The organism is Streptomyces sp. NPDC015661 (assembly GCF_043077765.1).
Classification (GTDB): domain Bacteria; phylum Actinomycetota; class Actinomycetes; order Streptomycetales; family Streptomycetaceae; genus Streptomyces.
Genome location: NZ_JBIBST010000009.1, coordinates 214,392 through 237,395 on the forward strand (window position 1 = coordinate 214,392; position 23,004 = coordinate 237,395).

At 74.0% G+C, this 23,004-nt stretch carries 22 protein-coding genes; 10 read left to right on the forward strand and 12 right to left on the reverse strand.

The window, feature by feature from the left end:
* Positions 1-9: 9 nt before the first annotated feature.
* From ACF07V_RS25170 to ACF07V_RS25185, 4 genes are all read right to left on the reverse strand, one after another.
* Positions 10-2,547 (reverse strand): polynucleotide kinase-phosphatase, encoded by a 2,538-nt coding sequence (locus tag ACF07V_RS25170; protein ID WP_392157353.1) that lies wholly within the window; start codon positions 2,545-2,547, stop codon positions 10-12.
* Positions 2,544-4,007: a 3' terminal RNA ribose 2'-O-methyltransferase Hen1 gene (locus tag ACF07V_RS25175; RefSeq protein WP_392157355.1), complete on the reverse strand. Its 1,464-nt coding sequence runs from the start codon at positions 4,005-4,007 to the stop codon at positions 2,544-2,546. Before ACF07V_RS25175 ends, ACF07V_RS25170 begins: the two co-directional genes overlap by 4 nt.
* Before the next feature lie 434 nt (positions 4,008-4,441).
* On the reverse strand, positions 4,442-5,368 hold the full coding sequence (gene mmuM / locus ACF07V_RS25180; protein WP_392157357.1) for a homocysteine S-methyltransferase: 927 nt from the start codon (positions 5,366-5,368) through the stop codon (positions 4,442-4,444).
* Between the two features lie 14 nt (positions 5,369-5,382).
* Positions 5,383-6,306 (reverse strand): LLM class F420-dependent oxidoreductase, encoded by a 924-nt coding sequence (locus tag ACF07V_RS25185; protein WP_392157359.1) that lies wholly within the window; start codon positions 6,304-6,306, stop codon positions 5,383-5,385.
* Between the two features lie 245 nt (positions 6,307-6,551).
* On the opposite strand from ACF07V_RS25185, the gene ACF07V_RS25190 reads away from it, so the two are divergent.
* Complete coding sequence (locus ACF07V_RS25190) at positions 6,552-6,827, forward strand: hypothetical protein (protein WP_392157361.1); 276 nt, start codon at positions 6,552-6,554, stop codon at positions 6,825-6,827.
* A 221-nt stretch (positions 6,828-7,048) separates the two neighbouring features.
* Here the strand turns inward: ACF07V_RS25190 and ACF07V_RS25195 are convergent, their stop codons facing one another.
* The 6 genes from ACF07V_RS25195 to ACF07V_RS25220 form a co-directional block, all read right to left on the reverse strand.
* A complete protein-coding gene (locus ACF07V_RS25195; RefSeq protein ID WP_392157363.1) occupies positions 7,049-7,537 on the reverse strand; it encodes a DUF6099 family protein in 489 nt (162 codons plus the stop codon).
* A gap of 126 nt (positions 7,538-7,663) precedes the next feature.
* A complete protein-coding gene (locus ACF07V_RS25200; RefSeq protein ID WP_392157633.1) occupies positions 7,664-8,071 on the reverse strand; it encodes a nucleotide pyrophosphohydrolase in 408 nt (135 codons plus the stop codon).
* A 14-nt stretch (positions 8,072-8,085) separates the two neighbouring features.
* Positions 8,086-9,180 (reverse strand): ATP-binding protein, encoded by a 1,095-nt coding sequence (locus ACF07V_RS25205; protein WP_392157634.1) that lies wholly within the window; start codon positions 9,178-9,180, stop codon positions 8,086-8,088.
* Between the two features lie 415 nt (positions 9,181-9,595).
* A complete protein-coding gene (locus ACF07V_RS25210) occupies positions 9,596-10,027 on the reverse strand; it encodes a cell division protein SepF (RefSeq protein WP_392157365.1) in 432 nt (143 codons plus the stop codon).
* 86 nt (positions 10,028-10,113) lie between these two features.
* Positions 10,114-10,587, reverse strand: coding sequence for a PaaI family thioesterase (locus tag ACF07V_RS25215; protein ID WP_392157367.1), 474 nt, complete (start codon positions 10,585-10,587; stop codon positions 10,114-10,116).
* Positions 10,584-11,822: a PLP-dependent aminotransferase family protein gene (locus ACF07V_RS25220; RefSeq protein WP_392157368.1), complete on the reverse strand. Its 1,239-nt coding sequence runs from the start codon at positions 11,820-11,822 to the stop codon at positions 10,584-10,586. Before ACF07V_RS25220 ends, ACF07V_RS25215 begins: the two co-directional genes overlap by 4 nt.
* A gap of 473 nt (positions 11,823-12,295) precedes the next feature.
* On the opposite strand from ACF07V_RS25220, the gene ACF07V_RS25225 reads away from it, so the two are divergent.
* The 9 genes from ACF07V_RS25225 (at position 12,296) to ACF07V_RS25265 (ending at position 21,211) form a co-directional block, all read left to right on the forward strand.
* Positions 12,296-13,015 (forward strand): Phenylacetic acid catabolic protein, encoded by a 720-nt coding sequence (locus tag ACF07V_RS25225; protein WP_177181612.1) that lies wholly within the window; start codon positions 12,296-12,298, stop codon positions 13,013-13,015.
* A gap of 219 nt (positions 13,016-13,234) precedes the next feature.
* On the forward strand, positions 13,235-14,347 hold the full coding sequence (locus ACF07V_RS25230) for a radical SAM protein (RefSeq protein ID WP_392157370.1): 1,113 nt from the start codon (positions 13,235-13,237) through the stop codon (positions 14,345-14,347).
* Positions 14,348-14,396: 49 nt separating this feature from the next.
* Complete coding sequence (locus tag ACF07V_RS25235; protein WP_392157372.1) at positions 14,397-14,651, forward strand: acyl carrier protein; 255 nt, start codon at positions 14,397-14,399, stop codon at positions 14,649-14,651.
* Positions 14,644-15,888, forward strand: a complete 1,245-nt coding sequence (locus ACF07V_RS25240; protein ID WP_392157373.1) for a beta-ketoacyl-[acyl-carrier-protein] synthase family protein — start codon at positions 14,644-14,646, stop codon at positions 15,886-15,888. Before ACF07V_RS25235 ends, ACF07V_RS25240 begins: the two co-directional genes overlap by 8 nt.
* A 104-nt stretch (positions 15,889-15,992) precedes the next feature.
* Entirely contained in the window at positions 15,993-16,850 is an 858-nt protein-coding gene (fabI, locus tag ACF07V_RS25245; RefSeq protein ID WP_392157635.1) for an enoyl-ACP reductase FabI, read from the forward strand.
* Positions 16,847-18,037: a beta-ketoacyl-ACP synthase 3 gene (locus ACF07V_RS25250; RefSeq protein ID WP_392157375.1), complete on the forward strand. Its 1,191-nt coding sequence runs from the start codon at positions 16,847-16,849 to the stop codon at positions 18,035-18,037. The genes fabI and ACF07V_RS25250 overlap by 4 nt, the downstream gene beginning before the upstream one ends.
* Complete coding sequence (locus ACF07V_RS25255) at positions 18,034-18,957, forward strand: alpha/beta fold hydrolase (RefSeq protein WP_392157376.1); 924 nt, start codon at positions 18,034-18,036, stop codon at positions 18,955-18,957. The genes ACF07V_RS25250 and ACF07V_RS25255 overlap by 4 nt, the downstream gene beginning before the upstream one ends.
* Positions 18,954-19,709, forward strand: coding sequence for a 4'-phosphopantetheinyl transferase (locus ACF07V_RS25260; RefSeq protein ID WP_392157378.1), 756 nt, complete (start codon positions 18,954-18,956; stop codon positions 19,707-19,709). The genes ACF07V_RS25255 and ACF07V_RS25260 overlap by 4 nt, the downstream gene beginning before the upstream one ends.
* A complete protein-coding gene (locus tag ACF07V_RS25265) occupies positions 19,709-21,211 on the forward strand; it encodes a long-chain fatty acid--CoA ligase (RefSeq protein WP_392157380.1) in 1,503 nt (500 codons plus the stop codon). The genes ACF07V_RS25260 and ACF07V_RS25265 overlap by 1 nt, the downstream gene beginning before the upstream one ends.
* A gap of 15 nt (positions 21,212-21,226) precedes the next feature.
* Here ACF07V_RS25265 and ACF07V_RS25270 read toward each other — a convergent pair whose 3' ends face one another.
* On the reverse strand, positions 21,227-21,910 hold the full coding sequence (locus ACF07V_RS25270) for a GntR family transcriptional regulator (RefSeq protein WP_392157382.1): 684 nt from the start codon (positions 21,908-21,910) through the stop codon (positions 21,227-21,229).
* Positions 21,911-21,981: 71 nt separating this feature from the next.
* Complete coding sequence (locus ACF07V_RS25275) at positions 21,982-22,986, reverse strand: proline racemase family protein (protein WP_392157384.1); 1,005 nt, start codon at positions 22,984-22,986, stop codon at positions 21,982-21,984.
* Between the last annotated feature and the right edge of the window lie 18 nt (positions 22,987-23,004).

Genomic DNA, 23,004 nt, shown 5'->3' on the forward strand with positions numbered 1-23,004 from the left:
CCCGCGGGGTCAGAGCCTCGGGTCGACCGGCTCCGACTCCAGGGCCAGGACCGCGAAGACGGCCTCGTGGACCCGCCAGAGCGGTTCGCCCTCGGCGAGGCGGTCGAGGGCCTCGAGGCCGAGCGCGTACTCGCGCAGGGCGAGCGAACGCTTGTGGCCGAGGAAGCGCTGCCGCAGCCGCTCCAGGTTCTCCGGGCGGGTGTACTCGGGACCGTAGATGATCCTCAGGTACTCCCGGCCGCGCACCTTCACGCCCGGCTGCCCGAGCCGTCCCTTCGCGTCCCGAACCAGCGCCGCCAGCGGCTTCACGACCATGCCCTCGCCGCCCGCGCCCGTCAGCTCCAGCCACCAGTCGGTGCCCGCGCGGACCGAGGCCTCGTCGCCGGTGTCGACGACGAGCCGACGGGTGACCTGGAGCAGCCCGGTCGGGTCGTGCTCGACGAGCCGGTCGAGCCACGCGAGCTGCTCGTCGTGCGGCACGGCCGCGAGCGAGCGCCCGCGCGCCGCGAGCAGCTGGAAGGGCGCGAACCGCACGCCTTCGAGCCCCTCGGTCGGCCAGCAGTAACGGCGGTACGCCTCGGTGAACGCCGCCGCGTCCGTCGCCCGCTCCCGCTGCGTGGCGAGCAGCCCGTCGACCCCTTCGACCCCGCGTGCCACCGCCTGCTCCAGCGCGGCGACCGCGCCGGGGAAGACGGCACCGGACGCCGCGCCGACCGCCGCGTACTGCGCGCGCAGCAGCCCGGCCGACTTGAGCGACCACGGCATCAGCTCACCGTCGAGCAGCAGGAAGTCCGTGTCGAGCTCGTCCCAGAGGCCGGCGGCTCCGATCGCGGTCCGCAGCCGGCCGAGGACCTCCTCGGTGACGTGGGAATCGTCGAAGAAGGGCCGTCCGGTACGGGTGTGCAGCGCGCCGGTCACCCCGCCGACGCCGAAGCGCTCGCGGGCCGCGTCCTCGTCCCGGCAGACCAGGGCCACCGCCCGGGAGCCCATGTGCTTCTCCTCGCACACGACCCGCTCGACGCCGTCCGCCCGGTACTGGGCGAAGGCCTCGGCCGGGTGCTCCAGGTAGCCCTCCTCCCTCGATGTGGCGGTCGGCGCCATGGTCGGCGGCAGGTAGGCGAGCAGCCGGGGGTCGACCGCGAACCGGCTCATGACCTCCAGGGCCGCCGCGGCGTTCTCCTCGCGCACGGCGACGTTCCCGAGGTGACGGGTCTCCACGGTCCGCCGCCCGTGCACGTCGGCCAGGTCCAGGGGGCGCCCCTGGTGCCCGCCGGGCGCCTCGGTGGCCAGCGGCCGCGCCGGCTCGTACCAGACGCGCTCGGCCGGTACGTCCACGAGCTCGCGCTCCGGCCAGCGCAGCGCGGTCATCTTCCCGCCGAAGACGGCCCCGGTGTCGAGGCAGATGGTGTTGTTGATCCAGGAGGTGTTCGGCACGGGCGTGTGCCCGTACACGACGGTGGCCCGTCCCCGGTACTCCTCCGCCCACGGGTAGCGCACCGGCAGCCCGAACTCGTCGGTCTCGCCCGTGGTGTCCCCGTACAGCGCGTGCGAACGCACCCGCCCGGAGGTCCGGCCGTGGTACTTCTCCGGCAGACCGGCGTGGCAGACGACGAGGTTCCCGCCGTCGAGCACGTAGTGGCTGACCAGCCCCTCGATGAACCGCCCGACCTCCGCCCGGAACTCCTCGCTCTCCTGCCCCAGCTGCTCGATGGTCTCGGCGAGGCCGTGCGTCTCCTGCACCTTCCGGCCCTTGAGCCACCGGCCGAGCTTGTTCTCGTGGTTGCCGGGGACGCACAGGGCGTCGCCCGCGGCGACCATCGCCATGACCCGGCGCAGGACGCCCGGCGAGTCGGGGCCCCGGTCGACGAGGTCGCCGACGAAGACGGCCGTCCGCCCGTCGGGGTGGTGTCCGTCGACGTAACCGAGCTTCGCGAGCAGGGTCTCCAGCTCGGAGCGGCAGCCGTGGATGTCGCCGATGATGTCGAAGGGGCCGGTGAGGTGCCGCAGGTCGTTGAAGCGGCGCTCCCGGACGACCTCGGCGGCCTCGACCTCCGCCACCGACCGCAGCACGTGCACCTTGCGGAAGCCCTCGCGCTCCAGACCGCGCAGCGAGCGGCGCAGCTCGCGCCGGTGGCGCTGGATGACGTGCGCGGGCATGTCCGCCCGGTCGGGCCGGGCGGCGTTCCGGGTGCGGCAGACCTCCTCGGGCAGGTCGAGGACGATCGCGATCGGCAGCACGTCGTGGGTCCTGGCCAGCTGGACGAGCTGACGCCGGGCCTCCTGCTGCACGTTGGTGGCGTCGACGACGGTCAGCCGGCCGGCCGCGAGGCGCTTGCCCGCGATGTAGTGGAGGACGTCGAAGGCGTCCCGGCTGGCGGACTGGTCGTTCTCGTCGTCGGCGACGAGCCCCCGGCAGAAGTCGGAGGAGACGATCTCGGTCGGCTTGAAGTGGCGCCGGGCGAAGGTGGACTTGCCGGAACCGGTGGCACCGACGAGCACCACGAGGGACAGGTCGGTGACGGGCAGGGTGCGGGTCTCGGTGGTCATCTCGGTCCCTCCTTCTCGGTGTCGGTACGGCTGAAGACGGCCATCTGGGTCGGCGGCCCGACCTCCGGGTCGTCCGGTCCCACGGGGGCGAACCCGACCCCGTACCCGTACTGCGCGGCCACACCGGCCGCCCAGTCCCGGAACTCCTCCCGGGTCCATTCGAAGCGGTGGTCGCCGTGCCGGACGTGTCCGGCCGGGAGCGACTCCCAGCGCACGTTGTACTCGACGTTCGGCGTGGTCACGACGACCGTACGGGGCCGTGCCGAGCCGAACACCGCGAACTCCAGGGCCGGCAGCCTCGGCAGGTCCAGGTGCTCGATCACCTCGCTGAGCACGGCCGCGTCGTAGCCGGCCAGCCGCTTGTCGGTGTACGCCAGGGAGCCCTGCGTCAGCTTCACGCGGGCGGCCTGCCGCTCCCCCATCCTGTCGAGGCGCAGCCGGCGCGCGGCGACGCCCAGGGCCCGCGCGGACACGTCCACACCGACGATCTCGGTGAAGCGCGGGTCCTTGAGCAGCGCCTGGACCAACTGCCCCTGTCCGCAGCCGAGGTCGAGCACCCGGGCCGCACCGGCGTCGTTCAGCACGGCCAGGATCGCCTCGCGCCGCTGCTCGGCGAGCGGCACCGGACGCTCCTCCGTGTCGGCCGTCTCGTCGACGGCGTTGTCGACGTCCTCGACGTCCAGCCCCTCGGCCTCGGCGAGCCGCACCAGTTCGAGCCGCTCCGTCGCCGCACGGGCCAGACCCCAGCGACGCGACAGGTAGCGGGCGGTGATCAGCTGCCGCTCGGGGTGGCCGGCCAGCCAGCCGTCACCGGCACGCAGCAGCTTGTCGACCTCGTCGGGCGCGACCCAGTAGTGCTTGGCGTCGTCGAGGACGGGCAGCAGGACGTACAGGTGGTTGAGGGCGTCCGCGAGCCGCAGCTCGCCCTCCAGGACCAGCCGCACGTACCGCGAGTCGCCCCACTCCGGGAACTCCCCGTCGAGCGGCACCGGTTCGGCGTCCACAGTGTCCCAGCCCAGCGGCCCGAACAGCGCCCGCACCAGCTCCGCGCCGCCCCGGGCGGGGAGCGCGGGGACCTCGACGCGCAGCGGCAGCGGCGCGGCGGCCCGCTCGGGCATCGCCTTGCACTCACCGTGCAGCGCCGTCTTGAAGACCTTCGCGAGCGCGACCGCGAGCAGCGAGGACGCCGCGTAGGGCCGGTCGTTCACGTACTGCGCGAGCGCCGAGTCGGGGGCGCCGCCCCGGCCCTTGCCCTTGCCGCGGCGCACCAGCGCCACGGGGTCCACCTCCAGGAGGAGTGCCGCGGTGCACCGCTCGGCGGTCGCCTCGGGGTAGAGGACGTGCGCCGTGCCGTGCGAGGTCGAGAACGCCTGCGCCCGCTCGGGATGCTTGTGCAGCAGAAAGCCGAGATCGGTCGCGGGTCGCTCCGGATTGCCGGTCGTACTGATCGTCAGGAACACACCTTCGAGTATGGTTCGCCCCTCCCCTCCCCACCAGGCATTTTCCACCCGCCCCGAACCCGGCGGCCCAACCTCGACCGAGGCCCGGGGTCGGGGCCCGGGGGCCGAGGCCCGGGGGGCCGGGGGCCGAGGCCGGGGGGCCGGGGGCGCGGGCCGGGGGCGCGGGCCGGGGGCGCGGGCCGGGGGCGCGGGCCGAACCCCGGGGCCCGGCCTCGGCCGACCTCAGGATCGCGGGCCCCCGCCGACCGCCGGGGCCCGGCCTCGGCCGAACTCCGGATCTCGGGCCCCCGCCGACGGCCGGGGCCCGGCCTCGGCCGAACTCAGCATCGCGGGCCTCAACCGGATCGCGGGGCCCAGCCTCGGACCGAACCCCGGATCCCGGGCCCGGCCGAACCACGACTCCAAGCCTCAGCCCAACCCCCGGATCTCGGGCCTCAGCCCGTGCCGTCACCGCCGCCGCGCGTCGCCAGGGTCTCGGCGAGCGCCTCGATGGTGGCCGGGCCGACGCGGCAGCAACCGCCGACGAGCCGGGCCCCCGCTCCGGCCCATGCGAGGGCCCGCGCCGGGTCGAAGGCCATGTCCCCGCGCCAGCCCCGCGCCCGGGCGTCCCACTGCTCCCCGCTGTTCGGGTAGACCACGGCCGGCTTGCCGGTCACGGCCACGGCGAGCTCCACGGCGTCCCCCGCCTCGGCCGGGTCGCAGCAGTTCACCCCGACCGCCACGACCTGCTCGTTCCCCGCGGCGACCGCGAAGGCCTCCGCCAGGTCCTGCCCGGCCCGGGTCCGCCCGCCCTCGACGGTGTACGAGAGCCACACCGGCACCCCGCACCCCGCGGCCGCCCGGAGCAGCGCCCCGGCCTCCTCGGCGTCCGGAACGGTCTCCAGGGCCAGGACGTCCGGCGCCGCCCCCGCGAGCACCTCGATCCGCGGCCGGTGGAAGCCTTCAAGGGCCCCCACGGACAGCCCGTACCGCCCCCGGTACTCACTGCCGTCCGCGAGCATCGCCCCGTACGGTCCGACGGACGCGGCGACCCACACCTCCTCCTTCACCGCCTCCGCCGCCGACCGGGCCAGCTCCACGCTCCGCGCGAGCAGCCCCGCCGCCTCCTCCCGGCCCGCGCCCCGCCGGGCGAAGCCCTCGAACGTGGCCTGGTAGCTGGAGGTGATCAGCACCCGCGCACCGGCCCGCACGTACGCCGCGTGGGCCGCCTCGATCTGCTCGGGCCCGTCGGCGAGGAGCCGCGCGGACCAGAGCGCGTCCGAGAGGTCGCAGCCCTGCGCCTCCAGCTGGTTGGACAGCCCGCCGTCGAGGACGAGCACCTCCGCCCCGAGGGCTTCGGCGAACGTACGGCCCGGTCTCATCGGTTCTCCTCCGCTCATCCCAGCTGCGACTGGACCTGGGCGGAGATCAGCTCCAGGTGGTCCAGGTCGTCCAGGTCCAGGACCTGGAGGTAGGCCCGGGAGGAGCCGATCGCCGCGTACCGCCCGAGCTTGTCGACGACCTCGGCGGGCGAGCCCGCGAGCCCGTTCGCCCTGAGCTCCTCCACGTCCCGGCCGATGGCGGCGGCCCGGCGGGCCACCTCGGCGTCGTCCTTGCCGACGCAGACCACCAGCGCGTTCGAGTACACCAGGTCTCCGGCCGGCCGCCCTGCCGCTTCGGCGGCGGCCCTGACCCGGCCGAACTGCCGCTCACTGTCCTCGACGGAGGCGAACGGGATGTTGAACTCGTCCGCGTACCGCGCGGCAAGGCGCGGCGTGCGGCTCGCGCCGTGCCCGCCGATGAGGACCGGGACCCTGGACTGGGCCGGCTTGGGCAGCGCGGGTGAATCGCTGAGCTGGTAGTACTCCCCGTCGTAGTCGAAGGTCTTCCCGACCTCGGTCTCCCAGAGCCCGGTGATGATCGCCAGCTGCTCCTCGAGGCGGCCGAACTTCTCCTTCGGGAAGGGGATGCCGTAGGCCTTGTGCTCCTCCTCGAACCAGCCCGCGCCCAGGCCGAGTTCGACCCGGCCGCCGGACATCCGGTCCACCTGGGCGACCTGGATGGCGAGGACTCCGGGGAGCCGGAAGGTGCCGGCCGTCATCAGTGTGCCGAGCCGGATCCTCTTCGTCTCCCGGGCCAGGCCGGCCAGGGTGATCCAGGCGTCCGTCGGCCCGGGCAGCCCGTCGGCGGACCCCATGCTGAGGTAGTGGTCGGAGCGGAAGAAGGCGTCGAATCCGAGCTCCTCGGTGGCCCGGGCCACCGTGAGGAGGGTGTCGTAGTCGGCTCCCTGCTGGGGTTCGGTGAAAATGCGAAGATCCATACCTCCATCCTGCACCGTCGGGCGCCTGTCAACCTGCTCGTCAGCTCTCCGTCCGCACCGGCTCGGTCGGGTGAATATCCGGCCTCCTGGCGGACCGCGTCCGCCCTGGCCAGTGACCGGGGCCCGGCACCCGTCGTTGGCTCGGGCGGAGCCGGACCGCCCGGCCCGCGTGCCGGCGGCCGCTGCCGGTGCGTCTCTCTCACGGTCCCGCCCTCGGCGGCGGGACCCGGGCCGAGGAGGCCGCCATGTCCCAGGAAGCCGCGCCGGAGCGGGCAGTGCCCGAACAGCAGGTGCCGCAGTCCGTGCCCGCGCAGAAGGACGCCGGCGCCCCCAAGGGCCTGCTCCAGCAGATGGAGGAGCTGATGGCGGCGCTCTCCGCCGACCTCTCCCAGCTGGACGCCGACCTCCAGTCCACGTCCGACCGCCACACGCCGGCACCCGGGTCTCAGCCGGAGCCCGAGCCACAGCGCTCCGACGCCCAGTACCCCGCCGCCGAGCACCGCGACCCCGGCCGGCACTGACCCGAACACCACGGCCCTGGCCGCCAGGGCCCCGGCCGGCACCGACCCGAACACCGCGGCCCTGTACATCACGGTCCCGAGCAGCACCGACCCGAGCAGCACGGTCCCGAGCAGCACCGACCCGAGCAGCACGGTCCCGAGCAGCGCGGTCCCGAGCAGCACCGCCCCGAGCACCGGGGCCCCGCCCCGTACCGCCACGGCTCGCGACACCCCTCGCACCCCTACCACGACGGGCCCCGCCCCGGGCCCGCTCGGCCTCGGGCGGGGTCGGGCGGGCGGGCACGTTCCCCGTCCCGCACGGCGAGCCGCCGCAGCATCCCGCGCACCCGGTCGCTCGACTCGTCAGCGGCGTCGATGGCCTCGATGCACTGCCAGTAGAGCCCCTCCTCGTCGGTGGCACAGGCCACTCCCACGAGCGCGATCCCCACCTCCCCCAGCAGCTCGCCGAGCGCGGTCAACGCCCCGCTCGGGTCGGCTACTTCGGTGAGCTGGGCCGCACGCGGCCCGCCCGCGCCCCAGGTCGGGTACTCCCCGATCTCACTCAGCCCCCGCGCCTCGCCCCGCAGCTCCATCGGTCCACAGAGCGCGAGGTGACTCCCTATCGCCTGGGCGAGCGCCTGGGCCTGCCAGGCCTCCGCCACGATGTCCTGCGCCGTCCCGCTCTCCGCCAGTGCGTGCCGGCCGAGCGCGATGAGTCGCTCCGCTTCCATCAACGCCGCCCCCGTTCGTACGACTTACTGCCCACTCACTCCACTACCCAGAGTGAGGCCGCCTGAGCCCCAGCACCAGAGGAATTCGGAAATCTGTGGACAGGAAGCCTGACGGGGAAAAGTCGATCACTCCGAAGAGTGACGATCTCCGTCCGTATCGACGTCCTTGACTCCGCCCTCACCCCCTCCGTCCCGCCTCCGGACGGGAAATCTGACCTCGTTCCGGTCGATCTTGGCCGCGAGCGCCGCCAGCGGATCGACCCCGAGCACCTGGCAGAACTGAAGGAGGTAGGCGAGCACGTCCGCCACCTCGTCGGCGACCCGGTGCGCCGTCTCCGGGTCGTCCATCACCCGCTCCGCCTGCTCGGGCGTCAACCACTGGAAGATCTCCAGGAGTTCGGCCGCCTCCACGCTGAGGGCCGCCACCAGGTTCTTCGGCGTGTGGTAGGGCTGCCAGTCCCGCGCCGCCGCGAACTCGGCCAGCCTGCGCTGCAGCCCCGCCACGTCGTGGCCCACCGGGCCACCGCCCCTCATGTCCTTGTCGTCCGTCACCCGCCCAGGTCTACCACCGTCACCCCGGGCGTCCGGCGCGCCTCCTCCGCCGCCCGTTCGCCGACCGTGCCCGCCAGCCGGACGTGGCCGTCGGCGGCGATGCCCGTCGCGAGCCGCAGCAGTTCCCCCACCTGCCGCCCGTCGAGCCCCCGGTCCAGGCCGTCGGTGAGCAGCGTCAGGCTCTGCATGGCGTCCGGGACCTCGGCGATCCGGTCCATCTCCAGGACTCCGGGGCCGGTGAGCAGGGTCAGCGCAAGGGCCAGATAGCGGAGTTCGCCGTCGCCGAGGCGGCCGAGCGGGGTCGCGGGCCGGCCGCCGCGCTCGAGGACCGCGCGGACGGTGCCCTCCGGGAGCTCCTGCACGCCGACGCCGGTGACCGGTCCCGTGCAGCCCGCTCCGGCGACGGCGGCGAGGCGGTGGTGGCGGCGCGGGCAGGCCGTGTGGGTGCGGTGCAGGACCTCGGCCAGGTTGTCGCAGCCGCGCCGCAGCCGCCCCTCGCCCGGCGGCACGGGGGCCCGCATCCCTTCGGGCCGGGGATCGCAGGCGAAGGCCGAACGCAAGCCGATGACCACCTGCTCGGCGGCGGCCAGGACCTCCCGCTGCCCCTGGGTCTTGCCCGCGACCCGCAGGGGCAGCAGGGCGGTGCCGAGCAGGTCGTCGGGGAACGGGGCCCGGGTGACGGGGGTGGCGCCCGCCGTGTGCCACTCGGCCTGTACGGCGCTCCGGCCGGGGTCGCGGAGCGCGGTGGCGAGGAGGGTGCGTCCCCGGCCGGTGAGCCGCTCGCCGACGATCCGGAGCCGGGGCTCGGCCTGCACGGCGAGGTCCAGGTGGACGGGGCCCGCGGGTCCGTCGACCGTGCAGCCGATCCGGAAGCCGCGCCTGCCCTGGGCGTCGGGCCGGGCGCGCTCGGGGACGCAGTCGGCGGCGTCGGGGAACACCTCGTCGAGGGTGTCGCCCGCGCCGAGCCTGGCCAGGGCCTCGTACGCCCGGAGCGTGGTGGACTTGCCGCTGCCGCTGGGCCCGGTGAAGAGGGTGACCGGGCCGAGCGCGTGCACGGCGGAGCGGTGACCGGCGAACGCGGACAGCCGCAGCTCGGTGACGGTGGGCCGGGCGGCGCGCGGGCCGCCGCCCCGCCCCTCCGCCGCGACCGGACTCCGCGCCTCGGGGACGGAGGCACGGGGCCCGCTGGTGCGCGGTCCGGAGGCAGGCGCGAGGGACGAGGAGCCGGCGGGCGGAGAACCGCCGGCCGGAGCGCCGGCGGGCGAGGCGCCCGCGGGCGACGGGCCGCCGGAGGAAGTGCCGACCGGGGCGGTACGGGCAGGGGCACCACTGGCACAGTCGGTACCGGCCGGGCCGGCAGGGGTGGATGCAGAACGAACCGAGGAAGGAACGACGTCGGAGGAGGAGGTGTCTGACGTGCGGGCGAGCGTGGAGCCGCCGGTGAGGTCCATGCCCGGACCGTACGCAGATCATTCCCTGACGAACCGTTACGGCGAGATGACCTTCCTACGATCGAGGGACGCCGGCGGTCCGGCCGCCCACGACACCGTCCTCGTCCTCGCCCTCCGCGCCCTCGACCTCGGTGCCCGCCGGGGCCAGCAGGAAGACGTTCCGGTCGACGCGGTGCATCCCGCTGCCGAGGCCGAAGACGACGCCGCTGCTGAAGTCGAGGATCCGCTTGGCGACCTCGGTGTCGGCGCTCGTCAGGTCGAGGAGCACCGGGATCTGGGCGATGAGGTACTCGGCGACCTCGCGGGCGTCGGCGAAGACCTGCACGCGGAGCACGACCATACGGCGCTGCTCGGCGGATTCGTACTGCTCGGGGATCGTGCGGTGGTCGACCCTGGACGGCCATTCGTCACGGCCGCGCAGGGGCACGACCTGGGCGAGGCCCTCCCACTGCTCGTCGGTGACGTCGTACCTCTCGTACCTACTCATGGGCCCATCCTCCCGCTCCTCACCCGTTCGGCCCAACAACGACACGAGGTGATGACCCGGGTGGCGGTCCGCGGCACGCCTGACGGTCAGCCGGCGCCCTGACCTGCGCCCGCCGGTGGGACGGAGTACGTCACGGTGGCGGAGGCCGCCAGATCGCCCGCCTCGTCCCTGAGTTCGGCGAGGACCACACAGAGGCGCCGGCCGAACTTGGCCATGCGCGCGTGGGTCCGGAGCAGTCCCGGCCGGGGGCGGTTGAGGTAGCTGATCTGGAGCGAGGTGGTGAGCGCCATCGGAGTGGGGCGCCCGAGCCGGGCGTTGATGAGGAGGAAGGCGGCGAGGTCGACGAGACCGGCCTGCTCGGGGCCGGAGATCGTGCCGCCGGGCCGGGTGCGGAGCCGGGCCCCGTCCGCCTCCATGAGCAGGTGCGTCCCGCTCGCGTCGGTGACCCGGCAGGCCGCGTAGTCGGGGAACTGCCGCTGGACGAGCGCGTTGAGCTCGTCCGGCGACAGCGTGGCGGCCGACGGATCGGGCAGTCGGGTGAGGCTTCCGGCTTCCGTCATCGGACGAAGCTCTTCGCCAGCCGGCGGAGCCCTTCCCCGATCTCCTCGGCCGAGTGCGTCGTGAACGACAGCCGCAGCGCGCCCGGGTCGGGTTCGCCGCAGAAGAACGGCGCTCCCGGCACGTACGCGACCTCGTGGCCGACGGCGGTCTTCAGGAGGGCCGTCGCGTCGTGGCCGGCGGGGAGGGTCACCCAGATGAACATGCCGCCCTCCGGCCTGTTCCAGCGGCTGCCCTCGGGCAGCGCGGCCGGCAGGCCTTCGAGCATCGCGTCGCGGCGCTCCCGGTAGGCGGCGCGCATCACCGCGACGTGCGCGTCGAGGTCGCTGTCGCGCAGATAGCGCGCGGCGGCGGCCTGGTCGATGGTCGAGGTGTGCAGGTCGGCGGCCTGCTTGGCGATGACGCAGGCGCGGCGCAGCCCGGCGGGGGCGCGCAGGAAGCCGAGCCGGAGGCCGGGGGCCATCACCTTGGAGAAGGAGCCGAGCAGGACGGTGCGGTCGGCCGCCACCGGGTCGGCCGCGATGGAGGGGACGCGCTCGCCGTCGTAGCGCAGCTCGCCGTACGGGTCGTCCTCGACGATCCAGAACCCGTGCCGTGCGGCGGCCTCGGCGACGGCGTGGCGGCGCTCGGCGGGGAGCGTGCGGCCCGTGGGGTTCTGGAAGGTGGGGACGATGTAGAGGAGGGTGGCCTGCTCGCGGGCCGCGATCTCCTCCAGGGCGTCCGGGAGGATGCCCTGGTCGTCGGTGGGCACCGGGACGACGCGGGCGCCGGCGAAGCCGAAGGTCTGCAGGGCGGCGAGGTAGCAGGGGTCCTCGACGAGGACCACGCTGCCCGGTTCGACGAGGGCGGTGGTGAGGAGCGTGAGGGCCTGCTGCGAGCCGGTGGTGACGAGCAGGTCGTCGGCGTCCGTGGGCAGTTCGCGCGCGGTGAGCCGGGCGGCGATCGCGGTGCGGAGCTCCGGGTCGCCCTCGGTCGTCGAGTACTGGAGGGCCGCCTGCGGGTTCTCGGTGAGGACCCGGTCGTACGCCGCGTGGATCCCGGCGATGTCGAACAGCTCGGGGGCGGGCAGGCCTCCGGCGAACGAGATCACCTCGGGCCGTGCCGTGAGCGCCAGGATCTCCCGTACGGGCGAGGAGCCGACGTTGGCCAGCCGGGAGGCGGTGGCCGGCGCGGGCACGGAGGGGGCGGCAGACGGGGAGGAGGTGGCGTTCGCGGGCGCGGAGGCGGCAGAAAGCATGGCGCCAGCATATAGAGATTCAAGACGCTGTCCAGGTCGTTCGATTCCCGCCGGGCGTGGCCGAGTTGACACTCTTCGGGACCGTCGCAAGGTGAATTCCAGGCCTGATTCGGGCGCGATCCGGCCAGTCTGCGGGCCGTGGAAAACCGGCCGCGATCGGTGAATTCGGAGGATTGCCCTCCCCTGTCTTTCTCGCTGGTCGACACCGGAGAGGAAGGCCGGGGCGATCTTCCTCGGCCTTGTCCGACGCGCCGCCTGCGGTTCTTGATCCGGTTCTCCGTACGTCGTGAACGACTCGGGGAAATCAGCCATTCCGGTCCTCGGTCTCATTGATGGAGCGGCTTCCCCGTGGATAGCGTTCGACCGTTCCACCACCGCGATGTCCGCGGTCTCCAGCGCGATGTCCGCGGTCTCCGCCGCGATGGCGGCGGTCTTTCGGGTCGAAGTCGAACGAGCGAGGCGAGTGGATCACCATGGCATCTTCCGTTCCCGTCGACGAGGCAGTCGTCGTCCGCACCCCCGAGGAATTCCTCGCCATGCCCGAGGACTACCGCGAGATCGCCGTCCGGGGAATGATCGTCAACACCGAGGGCGAACTGTCCGGCGCCGACGACTACATCCAGGTGTTTCTGCCGCTCGCGCCGAACGCGGAGGAACGGCAGGTGTGCGCGGAGCGCGCCGTGGAGGAGTACGACCACTACAAGATCGGCAAAAGGATCCTGGCCGACATCGGTGTGGACACCGGATACATGGAGCAGCAACGGCTCGCCGACCGTGATCTCTTCGCCGGCCACGAGTTCCACACCTGCACGACCTGGGCCGAGCGCGGAATCTTCTCGTACATCGGCGAGGAGACCGCGATGGTGATGATCTCGGAATTCGCGCAGAGCAGTTACAAGCCGTGGGCCGAGGCGGTGCGCACGATCATTCTCGACGAGAAGGTGCACATCGCGCACGGCGCGCGTGTCTGCCGCAATCTCGCCCGCACCGAGGAGGGCCGTGAGGAACTCCAGCAGGGGCTGGACCGGTTGTGGCCGGGATTCAACCGGATCTTCGGGAGCGCGCGTTCGGAGCGGTCGAAGCTCGCGGTCCGTTTCGGGCTCCGGCAGACCACCAACGGAGAGGCGCGCGACATCTGGCGGGCGAAGGTCACCCCGCGGATCGAGAACCTCGGCCTGAAGGTCCCCGAGTAGCCGCGGGCACACCGAACAGCCCCGTACGCCACGCAGCCCCCGTACGCCCGCCCGTTGGTGCCGCCGTTCCCGAGCCGCCCCGTACGCCGGCCCGTCGGCGCCGCCGGTCCCGAGCCGCCGCCCGCACACCCGAGCAGCCCCCGCACGCCCGAGCAGCCCCCCGTACGCCGCGCAGCCCCGTTCGCCGAGCAGCAGTCCGATCGAGGAGTCCGCACCCCCATGGCCACCCCCCTGACCATCACCCCGCGCCCGCTCGGCCGCCGCGAGGCGAAGGAGCGCACCGCCGCCCTCCTGGCCGAGCGCCCCGATCTCGCCGAGCGACTGCACCGGCTGCGCCGTCTCGGCCGCGAGGTCCGCTCCTGCGAGGTCCACCTCACCAACACCTGCAACATCCGCTGCAAGGGCTGCTGGTACTTCGAGGGCGGCTTCGACACCGCCGTGCGCGAGCTGTCCGACGTCGACAAGATCCGCGCCTTCGCGCGCCGGCTGCGGGACGAGGGCGTCAACCAGGCCACGCTCATCGGCGGCGAGCCGACCCTGGTGCTGCGCCGGGTGGAGGCCTTCGTCGAGGAGCTGCCGTACATCACCATCTCGACCAACGGCCTGCGTCCGATGCCCGTGCAGGGCTTCGAGCACATCGCGGTGGCCGTCAGCATCTTCGGCGGCGGGCCGCTCGACGACGACCTGCGGGCGATCCGGGTCAACGGCTCCAAGTTCACCGGCCTGTTCGACACGGCGCTCTCGCACTACAAGGACGACCCGCGGGTCCTGTTCATCTTCGCGCTCTCCGAGGACGGGCTGCCGTACCTCGAACCGACCGTCCGCAAGATCGCCGAGAACGGCAACATCGTCACCTTCAACTTCTACAGCGAGCACGGCTCCGACAACCCGATCCGGATCGAGAACGAGCGTCGCGTCCTCGAAGAGGCCCTGCGGGTCAAGGAGGCGTATCCGGAGGCCGTGGTCAGCCACCCCTACTTCATCCGCAGCCTGATCACCGGCACCTCGCACTGGGGCGCGCGCTTCGGGTACGACGTCTGCCCGAGCCTCAGCGTCGACCACCCCGACCACGAGGAGCGGGTGGCCAACGGCAACCCGGTGATCCCGGGCTTCGCCGCCTGGGGCGCCGACTACGAGTCGCTGCAGTTCTGCTGCACGTCCGGGGAGTGCGGCGGCTGCCGCGACAGCCAGGCCGTCTACAGCTGGCTGGTGGTCAGCGCCTCCCGCTTCCTGGACAGCGCCGCACGCCTGGAGGAGTGGGTGGACATCGCGGAGAGCTACTGGCGCCAGTGGCACTGGTCCCCGTACCACGCCTCGAAGCTCACCCCCTGACCGCACCGCATCCCCTCATCCGGCCGTCCGAACACCGCACGGGAGAGTCATGTCCGAGACACTGGACCGCGCCACCATCGAGCAGTTCATCACCGACGCCCTCGTCGAACTCGGCGTCGACGCCGACGACGTCCTGCCCGGGGCCGCGCTCGACGACCTGGAGATCGACTCGCTCGACATGGTCGAGCTCGCGCAGTCCGTCAAGCGGGACCTCGGCGTGCCGGTCCGCACGAAGGACTTCGACGGCATCGACACCGTCGGCCAGATCCTCGAACTGTGCTACGAGAAGGCCGGAGTTGAGTGACCCGCGGCGGGGCCGCGAGGTCGTCGTCACGGGCTTCGGCGCGGTCACCCCGCTCGGCGTCGGCGCCGATGTGCTCCACGAGCGCGCCGTCGCCGCGGACACGGCGGCTTCCGGTGGCCATCCGGCGGTCCGGCACGCGGACTTCACCGCCACCGACCATCTGCCGCGGAACCTGGTGCGCCGCACCGACAGGTTCACGCAGCTGGCCCTGGTGGCGGCCGAGGAGGCCCTGACGATGGCGGGGCACCGGGCCGGCGGACAGGCGCCCTGGCCGCCCGAGCGCGTCGCCTGCGTCATCGGCTGCGGCCTCGGCGGAACGTCCTCCTTCGAGGCGCAGCGGGAGGTGTACGAGCGGGAGGGCGCCGATCTCGTGTCGCCGCTGATGATCCCGCAGATGATGGCCAACGCGGCCGCCGCCCACCTCTCCATGCGGCACGGTTTCCACGGCGAGAGCCTCTGCGTCGCGTCCGCGTGCAGCAGCGGTGCCCAGGCCGTCGGCACCGGGATGCGGCTCCTTGCCTCCGGGGCGGCCGACGCCGTCGTCGTGGGCGGCGCCGAGGCCGCCTCCTCGGACCTGGTGGCGGCCGCCTTCGCCAACGCCGGAGCGCTCTCGCCGAGCGGTTCCGCCCGCCCCTTCGACCGGGACCGCGACGGCTTCGTGATCGGCGAGGGCGCCGGGATCCTCGTCCTGGAGACGGCGGAGGGTGCCGCCCGGCGCGGGGCCGGGGTCCTCGGAGTCGTACGGGGGTACGGGGCGACCTCGGACGCCCACCACGTCACCGCGCCCGACCCCGGTGGCGGGCCCGCGGGCCGGGCGGTCGCGCTCGCCCTGAGGGACGCCGCGGTGGCGCCCGGCGAGCTGGCGTACGTGAACGCGCACGGCACCGGCACCGCGCTCAACGACCGTCTGGAGTGCGAGGCGCTGCGGCAGGCCCTCGGGGCCGACGTCCTCGCCGAACTGCCCCTCTCCTCCTCCAAGGGCGCCCTCGGGCACCTCTTCGGGGCGGCGGGCGCGGTCGAGGCCGTCGCCACCCTCCAGGCGCTGCGGCACGGCGTCGCGCCCCCGACGGCGGGGCTGAGCCGGCCGGACCCGGCGCTCGGCCGGCTGGACCTCGTGCGTACGGCGAGAAAGCTCGTCACGCGCGCGCGTGGGGGCCGGTTGTTCGGGCTCTCCACCTCCTTCGGTTTCGGCGGACACAACGCGGCCCTGGTCCTGGCCGTGGAAGGACGGTCCTGATGCGCGCGCCCCGCGAACCCCACGGCCCCCGCGAACCCCACACCGCCCGCGGCCCGCGGAGCCGTGAACCCCACACCACCCGCGACCCCCACGGCATCCCCGACCTGCTCGGTTTCTCGGGACGCCGCTATCTGGTGACCGGTGTCCTCAACGACGACTCGATCGCCTGGCACACGGCGCGGGCGCTCCAGGAGGCGGGCGCGGAGGTCCTGCTGACGGGCTTCGGGCGGACCCGCCGGATCACGGAGGCGGCGGCCTCCGGTCTCCCGTACCCCGTCGACGTCCTGGAACTCGACGTGACGCGCCCCGAGGACCTCGACGCGCTCACGAAGGAGCTGGAGCGGCGCTGGGGCGCGGTGGACGGCGTCCTGCACGCGATCGCCGCGGCCCCACAGTCCGCCCTCAGCGGCAACTTCCTCACCACCCCGGTCGAGAGCGCGGCCCTCGCCCTGCGCACGGCGGCGTTCTCGCTGCACTCGCTGACCACCGCGCTCGCCCCGCTGCTGCACGAGGGCGGCGGCGCCGGCGCGGCCAGGGGCAGTGTCGTCGGGCTCGACTTCGACTCGTCCGGGGCCTGGCCGGGCTACGACTGGATGGGGGTCGGCAAGGCCACGCTCGGCTCGGTCTGCCGCTACCTCGCGCTCTACCTGGGGCACTCCGGCATCCGCGTCAACCTCGTCGCCGCCGGCCCGGTCGAGACCGTGGCCGGGCGGGCCGTCAGCACCTTCGACCGGATCGCCGACCGCTGGGAGCAGGAGGCGCCGCTCGGCTGGAGCCGCGCGGACCCGGCCCGGCTCGTCGGCCCGGTGCTGTTCCTGCTCTCGGACCTGGCGGCCACCGTCACCGGGGAGATCGTGCACGCGGACGGCGGGATGCACGCCGTCCGCATGGGGGTCGGCGCCGTCGGCGAACCCCCGGGCATCGGCGCCCCGCCCCGCGCCGGCAAGGAGGACCGCTCATGACCGCGGCGATCGTCGGCATCGGCTCGGCGCTTCCCGAACGGGCCGTGCCCAACAGCCACTTCGCCGCCATCGGCTCCTCCGACGAGTGGATCGTCAAGCGGACCGGCATCCGGCAGCGGCATTTTCTGGCGGAGGACGGCCACCTCGCCGACCTCGCGCTCGCCGCCTCCCGGATCGCCCTGGCCCGGGCGGGACGCACCGCGCGGGACGTGGGGCACGTCGTCGTGGCGACCACGACCCCCGACCGGACCACCCCGGGGCTCGCCGTGGAGGTGGCCGCCCGGCTCGGGGCGGACCGGGCCGCCGCGTTCGACCTGCACGCGGCCTGCGCCGGGTTCGTGTACGCCCTGGACCACGCCGTCGCCCTGATCGAGTCGGGCCGGGCCGGCACCGTCCTGGTCTGCGGCGCCGAGGCGCTGACCCGGATCACCGACCACGAGGACCGGTCGACGGCGGTCCTGCTCGGCGACGGCGCCGGGGCAGTGGTCGTCACGGACGTGGACACGGCCGGCGCTCCCGAACCGGCGTTCCGGCTCGGTTCGGACGGGGACCTGATCCCGCTCCTGTACGCCGACCGGTTCGACCGGAAGCTCCGGATGGACGGCCCCGAGATCTTCGTCCAGGCCGTGGAGAGGATGAGCGAGGCGGCCCGGGACGTCCTCGCGCGGCGGGAGCTGACCACCGAGGACGTCGATCTGTTCGTCGCGCACCAGGCGAACGCGCGCATCGTGCGGGCGGTGGGCAAGGAGCTCGGCGTCCCGCCGGAGCGGCTGTATCTGAACGTCGACCGGGTCGCCAACACCTCCTCCGCCTCTATCCCCCTCGCTCTCCACCAGGCCTGGCAGGAGGGCCGCCTCGGCCGGAAGGGCCTGCTCGGGGTGGCGGCGTTCGGCGCGGGCGTCACGTGGGGCGCGGGGGTGATCGGCTGGCACCTGACGGAACCGGAGGCCGATCCCCTGACGGACCGGGAGGCCGATCCCGTGACGGACGCGGAGGCCGATCTCCTGACGGACCGGGAGGCCGATCCCGTGACGGACCGGGAGGCCGATCCCGTGACGGACCCGGAGGCCGATCCCGTGACGGACCCGGAGGCCGATCCCGTGACGGACCCGGAAGCCGATCCCGTGACGGACCCGGAAGCCGATCCCGTGACGGCCCCGGAGGCCGATCCCGTGGAGGCGGGATGAAGACCTCCCCCTTCCCCGTACTGGGCGAGCTCTCCGCCCCGGACGGCTCCTCGCTCGTGGTCCGCGTCCACGCCCGCCCCGAGCCGGCCGCCCCGGTCGTGGTCGTCCTGCCCGCGATGGGCACCGCCGCCCGCCACTACACCCCGCTGGCGCGGGCACTGCACCGGCGGGGTGCGACCGTGGTGACGACGGACCTGCGGGGCCACGGGGAGAGCACCCCGGTCCCGGCGCGCGGGGTGCGCTTCGGCTACCGCGAGCTCGTCGAGCACGACATCGGCGCCGTCCTCGACGCGGTCGAGCGCGCCTTCCCCGAGGCGCCGCGGCTGCTTCTGGGGCACAGCCTCGGCGGGCAGCTCGGTCTGGTGCACTGCGGTCTGTTCCGCCCGCGTCTCGCGGGGGTGGTCCTGGTCGCGAGCGGTTCGGCCTGGTGGCGCGCGCTCGGTACGGGGGCGGATCCCCGGCCGGGTGCGCGATGGCTGGTACGGAGCCTGCTGTGCGTGGCCGGGGCGGAGCTTCTCGGGTACTGGCCGGGGCACCGGTTCGGTTTCGGCGGGCGCGAGTCGGTGGGCCTGATGCGGGACTGGGCCCGGCAGATGCGGACCGGGCGGTACGGGGCCGTGGGCGCCGCCGCCGACTACGAGGAGGCACTGCGGGCCGTGGACCTGCCGGTGCTCGCCGTCGATGTCGAGGGCGACGCGCTCGCGCCGCCCCGGGCCGTGGACCATCTGTGCGGGAAGCTGCCCTCGGCGCGGGTCCGGCGCTGGAGCTACCGGGCGTCGGATGCCGGAGGCCGGCGGCTGGACCACTTCCGCTGGATCCGGCACAACGCGGGTCTGGTCGAGCGGATCGCGGCGTGGGCGGAGTTCCCACCCGTCCCGGCCGCCGGACCCGCCCCCGCCCCCTCGGGTGCCCGGGCGTGAGCGTGCGGCGCGAGGGAGGTCTCCTGCTCGGCGCGCTGCTGCCCGATCGGGTGCGCTGGGCCGAGGAGACCCACGAGCACGCCCCGGTGTGGCTCTTCCCCGAGGAGGAGGCCCTGATGGCGCGCGCCGTGCCCGGCAGGCGCGGCGAGTTCGCGACGGGCCGGCTCTGCGCCCACCGGGCGCTCGCCGCCCTCGGGGTCCCGGCATCCCCGCTCCTGCGGGGGCGGCGCGGGGCGCCCGCGTGGCCGGAGGGCACCGTCGGCAGCATCACGCACTGCGCGGGATACCGGGGCGCGGCGGTGGCGCGGTCGGCCCGCTTCCTCGCCCTCGGCATCGACGCCGAGCCGCACGCGCCGCTGCCGTCCGGGGTCCATGAGGCGGTGGTGTTCGGCGCGGAGGAGGCGCGGCTGCGCGAACTGGCCGCCCGGCGACCGGACATCGCCTGGGACCGGCTGCTGTTCAGCGCCAAGGAGTCCGTCTACAAGGCCTGGAGCGGGTACGGCGGTGCGTGGCTCGGCTTCGAGGACGCCGAGGTGCGCCCGTGTCCACCCCCACGCGCGCGTACGGCACCGTCCGGGACCGTGGGCCGGTTCCGAGCGCGGCTTCTGGTCCCGTCGCCGGCGGGGCCGTCCCCCTTCCCGCGCGTGCTGCCCGGTCGCTGGCTCGTCCGCGAGGGCCTGCTGCTGACCGCGGTCGCCGTCCCCCGCCCCGTACCGCCTCCGCACCGTACGGCCGAGAAGGAGCACCCCTGATGAGCGTCGACGACGGCACCGTCCCCGCACTCCTCACCCGGAGCGCGGCCGCGCACCCCGAACGGACCGCGCTGCGGCTCGGTACCGACGCGCTGACGTACGGCGCGCTCGACGAGCTCGCCGACCGGGCCTCCGCGCTGCTCCGCGCGCGCGGGGTGGGGCCCGGCGACCGGGTCGCGCTGATGCTCCCGAACGGCACGCTGTTCGCCGTGCTCTACTACGGCGTCCTGCGCGCGGGCGCGATCGTCGTGCCGCTCAACCCGCTGCTGCGCGCGGGCGAGGTCCGGCACTGTCTGGCGGACGCCGAGGCGGCGCTGCTCCTCGCCTGGCACCAGGGCGGCGAGGAGGCCGCGGAGGGCGCCCGGCTCGCGGGCGTCCCGCACCTCTCGGTCGAACCGGGCGCCTTCGCGGGGCTTTTGGCGGGCCACGCGCGCGTGCGAGCGGCATCCCGTACCCCGGAGGACACGGCGGTCGTGCTGTACACCTCGGGCACGACCGGGGCGCCGAAGGGAGCCGAGCTCACCCACCGCAACATCCGGCGCAACGTCGACGAGGGGGTGCGGGTCCTGGGGCTCGGCCCCTCGGACGTGGTCTTCGGCGGGCTGCCGCTCTTCCACTCCTTCGGTCAGGTGATGGGGCTCAACTCGGCGGTGGCCGTGGGCGCCTGTCTGACCCTCATGTCCCGCTTCGACGCGGCGGGCGCGCTCGCGCTCGTCGCCCGGGACCGCGTGACGGTCTTCCTCGGCGTCCCCACCATGTACGGGTTGCTGCTGCGGCACCCGGACCGCGCGCTCCACGACGTGTCCTCGCTGCGGGTCTGCCTGTGCGGCGGTTCGCCGCTCCCCGTGGCGGTCCTGACGGGCTTCGAGTCCGAGTTCGGCTGCGCGGTCCTGGAGGGGTACGGGCTGTCCGAGTCGTCGCCGCTGGCCTGCGTGAACCGGATCGACCGGCCGCGCTTCCCGGGCACGATCGGGATCCCCGTCGACGGCGTGGAGATGCGCGTGGTCGACCGGGACGGCAAGGAGGTCCCCGAGGGCGAGGTCGGCGAGCTCGTCATCCGGGGCCACAACGTCATGAAGGGGTACTGGCGCCGCCCCGAGGCCACCGCCGAGACGGTACGGGACGGCTGGCTGCACACCGGCGACCTCGGGACCCGGGACGCGTCGGGCGACTTCCGGGTGGTCGACCGTCTCAAGGACGTCGTGATCCGGGGCGGGTTCAACGTGTATCCGAGGGAGGTGGAGGAGGTCCTCCACCTCCATCCGTGCGTGGCGGAGGCCGCCGTCCTCGGCGTCCCGCACCCGGTGCACGGGCAGGAGGTCGCCGCGGCGGTCGTCCTGCGGCCCGGCGGCCGGGTCTCCCCCGCCGAGCTGCGCGCCCATGTCCGGGAGCGGCTCGCGCCGTACAAGTACCCGCGCCGGATCTGGCTCACGGACGCCCTGCCGAAGGGGCCGACGGGGAAGGTCCTCAAGCGGGAGATCGTCCCGCCGGAGGGCGTGTAGACGCGTGCCCGGTGCTCAGCTCTGATCGGCGTCCGCGTCGGCGTCCGCCCACAGGGAGCGGACATGGCCGAGGTGGCGTCGCATACAGGCCTCGGCGCCGGGGGCGTCCCCGGCGATCATCAGGTCGAGGAGTTCGACGTGCTCCTCGGCGGAGGAGACCAGCTTGCCGGCCTCGTCGAGGCCGGTCAGGCCGTAGAGCCGGGAGCGCTTGCGCAGCTCGCCGACGGTCTCGACGAGGCGTTCGTTCCCGGAGAGGGCGAGCAGCGCGAGGTGGAAGCGGCGGTCCGCCTCCAGGTAGCCGATGAGGTCGTGCTCCCGGGCGCGGGAGACGATCTCCTCGGCGACCGGGCGCAGCTCCTCCAGCTGCTCCCGGGTGGCCCTGCGGGTGACCCGGCCGATGGTGGGGACCTCGATGAGGGTGCGGAGTTCGGTGTACTGGTCGAGGTCCCGCTCGCTGACCTCGGTGATGCGGAAGCCCTTGTTGCGGACGGGCTCGACCAGGCCCTCCCGGGCCAGGTCGAGCATGGCCTCGCGGACCGGGGTCGCGGAGACGCCGAGGTCGCTCGCGAGCCCGGGGGCCGAGTAGACCTGGCCGGGGCGCAGTTCCCCGGCGATCAGGGCGGCGCGAAGGGCGTGGCCGACCTGGTCGCGGAGCCGTTCCTGCGCTCTGACGAGACCGTACTGTTTCAGGTCACCCATCGTGCGTCCTCCGAGAAGTCACGGGGGAGCATCGTACAATGTCACGTTTCTCCGGCCGTCGGTACGGGGTCTCAGAGCAGGAACCCGGCGGGGAACGGGTCGTCGGGGTCGAGGAAGTACTGGGCGGTGCCGGTGATCCACGCGCGGCCGGTGACGGTCGGGACGACGGCGGGCAGTCCGCCCACGGTCGTCTCGTCGACGATCCGCCCGGTGAACTCGGTTCCGATGAAGGACTCGTTGACGAAGTCGGTGTGCGGGGCGAGGAGTCCGCGCGCGTGCAGCTGGGCCATGCGGGCGCTGGTGCCCGTACCGCACGGGGAGCGGTCGAACCAGCCGGGGTGGATGGCCATGGCGTGGCGCGAGCGGCGCGCGTCGGAGCCGGGGGCGGTCAGATAGACGTGCTTGACCCCGGCGAAGGCCGGGTTCTCGGGGTGGACGGGCCGGTCGGGGCCGGCGTTGACCGCGTCCATGACGGCGAGCCCGGCGGCGAGCAGCTCCTGCTTGTGGGCGCGGTCGAACGGCAGGCCCAGGGCGTCGAGGTCGACGAAGGCGTAGAAGTTGCCGCCGTACGCGAGGTCGTAGGTGACCGTGCCGTAGCCGGGCACGTCGGCCTTGAGGTCGAGCCCGACGGAGAAGGCGGGCACGTTGGTGAGCGTGACGGAGCGCGCCCGGCCGTCCTCGACGCGGACGTCGACGCTGACGAGCCCCGCCGGGGTGTCGAGGCGGACGGTGGTGACCGGTTCGACGACGGGCACCATGCCGGTCTCGACGAGGACGGTGGCGACGCCGATGGTGCCGTGGCCGCACATCGGGAGGAGGCCGGACACCTCGATGTAGAGGACCCCGTAGTCGGCGTCGGGGCGGGTGGGCGGCTGGAGGATCGCGCCGCTCATCGCCGCGTGGCCGCGCGGCTCGTACATGAGGAGGGTGCGGACGTGGTCGAGGTGCTCGGCGAAGTGGAGCCGCTTCTCGGCCATCGTGGCGCCCGGGACGATCCCGAAGCCGCCGGTGATGACGCGGGTGGGCATGCCTTCGGTGTGGGAGTCCACCGCGTGGTAGACGTGGCGGGTGCGCATGGGGTCCCCTTCTGGTGA

Coding starts and splice junctions, on each gene's coding strand:
- ACF07V_RS25170 (WP_392157353.1), bottom strand. CDS start 2,547: ATGACCACCGAGACCCGCACCCTGCCCGTCACCGACCTGTCCCTCGTG.
- mmuM (WP_392157357.1), bottom strand. CDS start 5,368: ATGAGACCGGGCCGTACGTTCGCCGAAGCCCTCGGGGCGGAGGTGCTC.
- ACF07V_RS25185 (WP_392157359.1), bottom strand. CDS start 6,306: ATGGATCTTCGCATTTTCACCGAACCCCAGCAGGGAGCCGACTACGAC.
- ACF07V_RS25190 (WP_392157361.1), top strand. CDS start 6,552: ATGTCCCAGGAAGCCGCGCCGGAGCGGGCAGTGCCCGAACAGCAGGTG.
- ACF07V_RS25195 (WP_392157363.1), bottom strand. CDS start 7,537: ATGGAAGCGGAGCGACTCATCGCGCTCGGCCGGCACGCACTGGCGGAG.
- ACF07V_RS25200 (WP_392157633.1), bottom strand. CDS start 8,071: ATGAGGGGCGGTGGCCCGGTGGGCCACGACGTGGCGGGGCTGCAGCGC.
- ACF07V_RS25210 (WP_392157365.1), bottom strand. CDS start 10,027: ATGAGTAGGTACGAGAGGTACGACGTCACCGACGAGCAGTGGGAGGGC.
- ACF07V_RS25215 (WP_392157367.1), bottom strand. CDS start 10,587: ATGACGGAAGCCGGAAGCCTCACCCGACTGCCCGATCCGTCGGCCGCC.
- ACF07V_RS25220 (WP_392157368.1), bottom strand. CDS start 11,822: ATGCTTTCTGCCGCCTCCGCGCCCGCGAACGCCACCTCCTCCCCGTCT.
- ACF07V_RS25225 (WP_177181612.1), top strand. CDS start 12,296: ATGGCATCTTCCGTTCCCGTCGACGAGGCAGTCGTCGTCCGCACCCCC.
- ACF07V_RS25230 (WP_392157370.1), top strand. CDS start 13,235: ATGGCCACCCCCCTGACCATCACCCCGCGCCCGCTCGGCCGCCGCGAG.
- ACF07V_RS25235 (WP_392157372.1), top strand. CDS start 14,397: ATGTCCGAGACACTGGACCGCGCCACCATCGAGCAGTTCATCACCGAC.
- ACF07V_RS25250 (WP_392157375.1), top strand. CDS start 16,847: ATGACCGCGGCGATCGTCGGCATCGGCTCGGCGCTTCCCGAACGGGCC.
- ACF07V_RS25255 (WP_392157376.1), top strand. CDS start 18,034: ATGAAGACCTCCCCCTTCCCCGTACTGGGCGAGCTCTCCGCCCCGGAC.
- ACF07V_RS25265 (WP_392157380.1), top strand. CDS start 19,709: ATGAGCGTCGACGACGGCACCGTCCCCGCACTCCTCACCCGGAGCGCG.
- ACF07V_RS25270 (WP_392157382.1), bottom strand. CDS start 21,910: ATGGGTGACCTGAAACAGTACGGTCTCGTCAGAGCGCAGGAACGGCTC.
- ACF07V_RS25275 (WP_392157384.1), bottom strand. CDS start 22,986: ATGCGCACCCGCCACGTCTACCACGCGGTGGACTCCCACACCGAAGGC.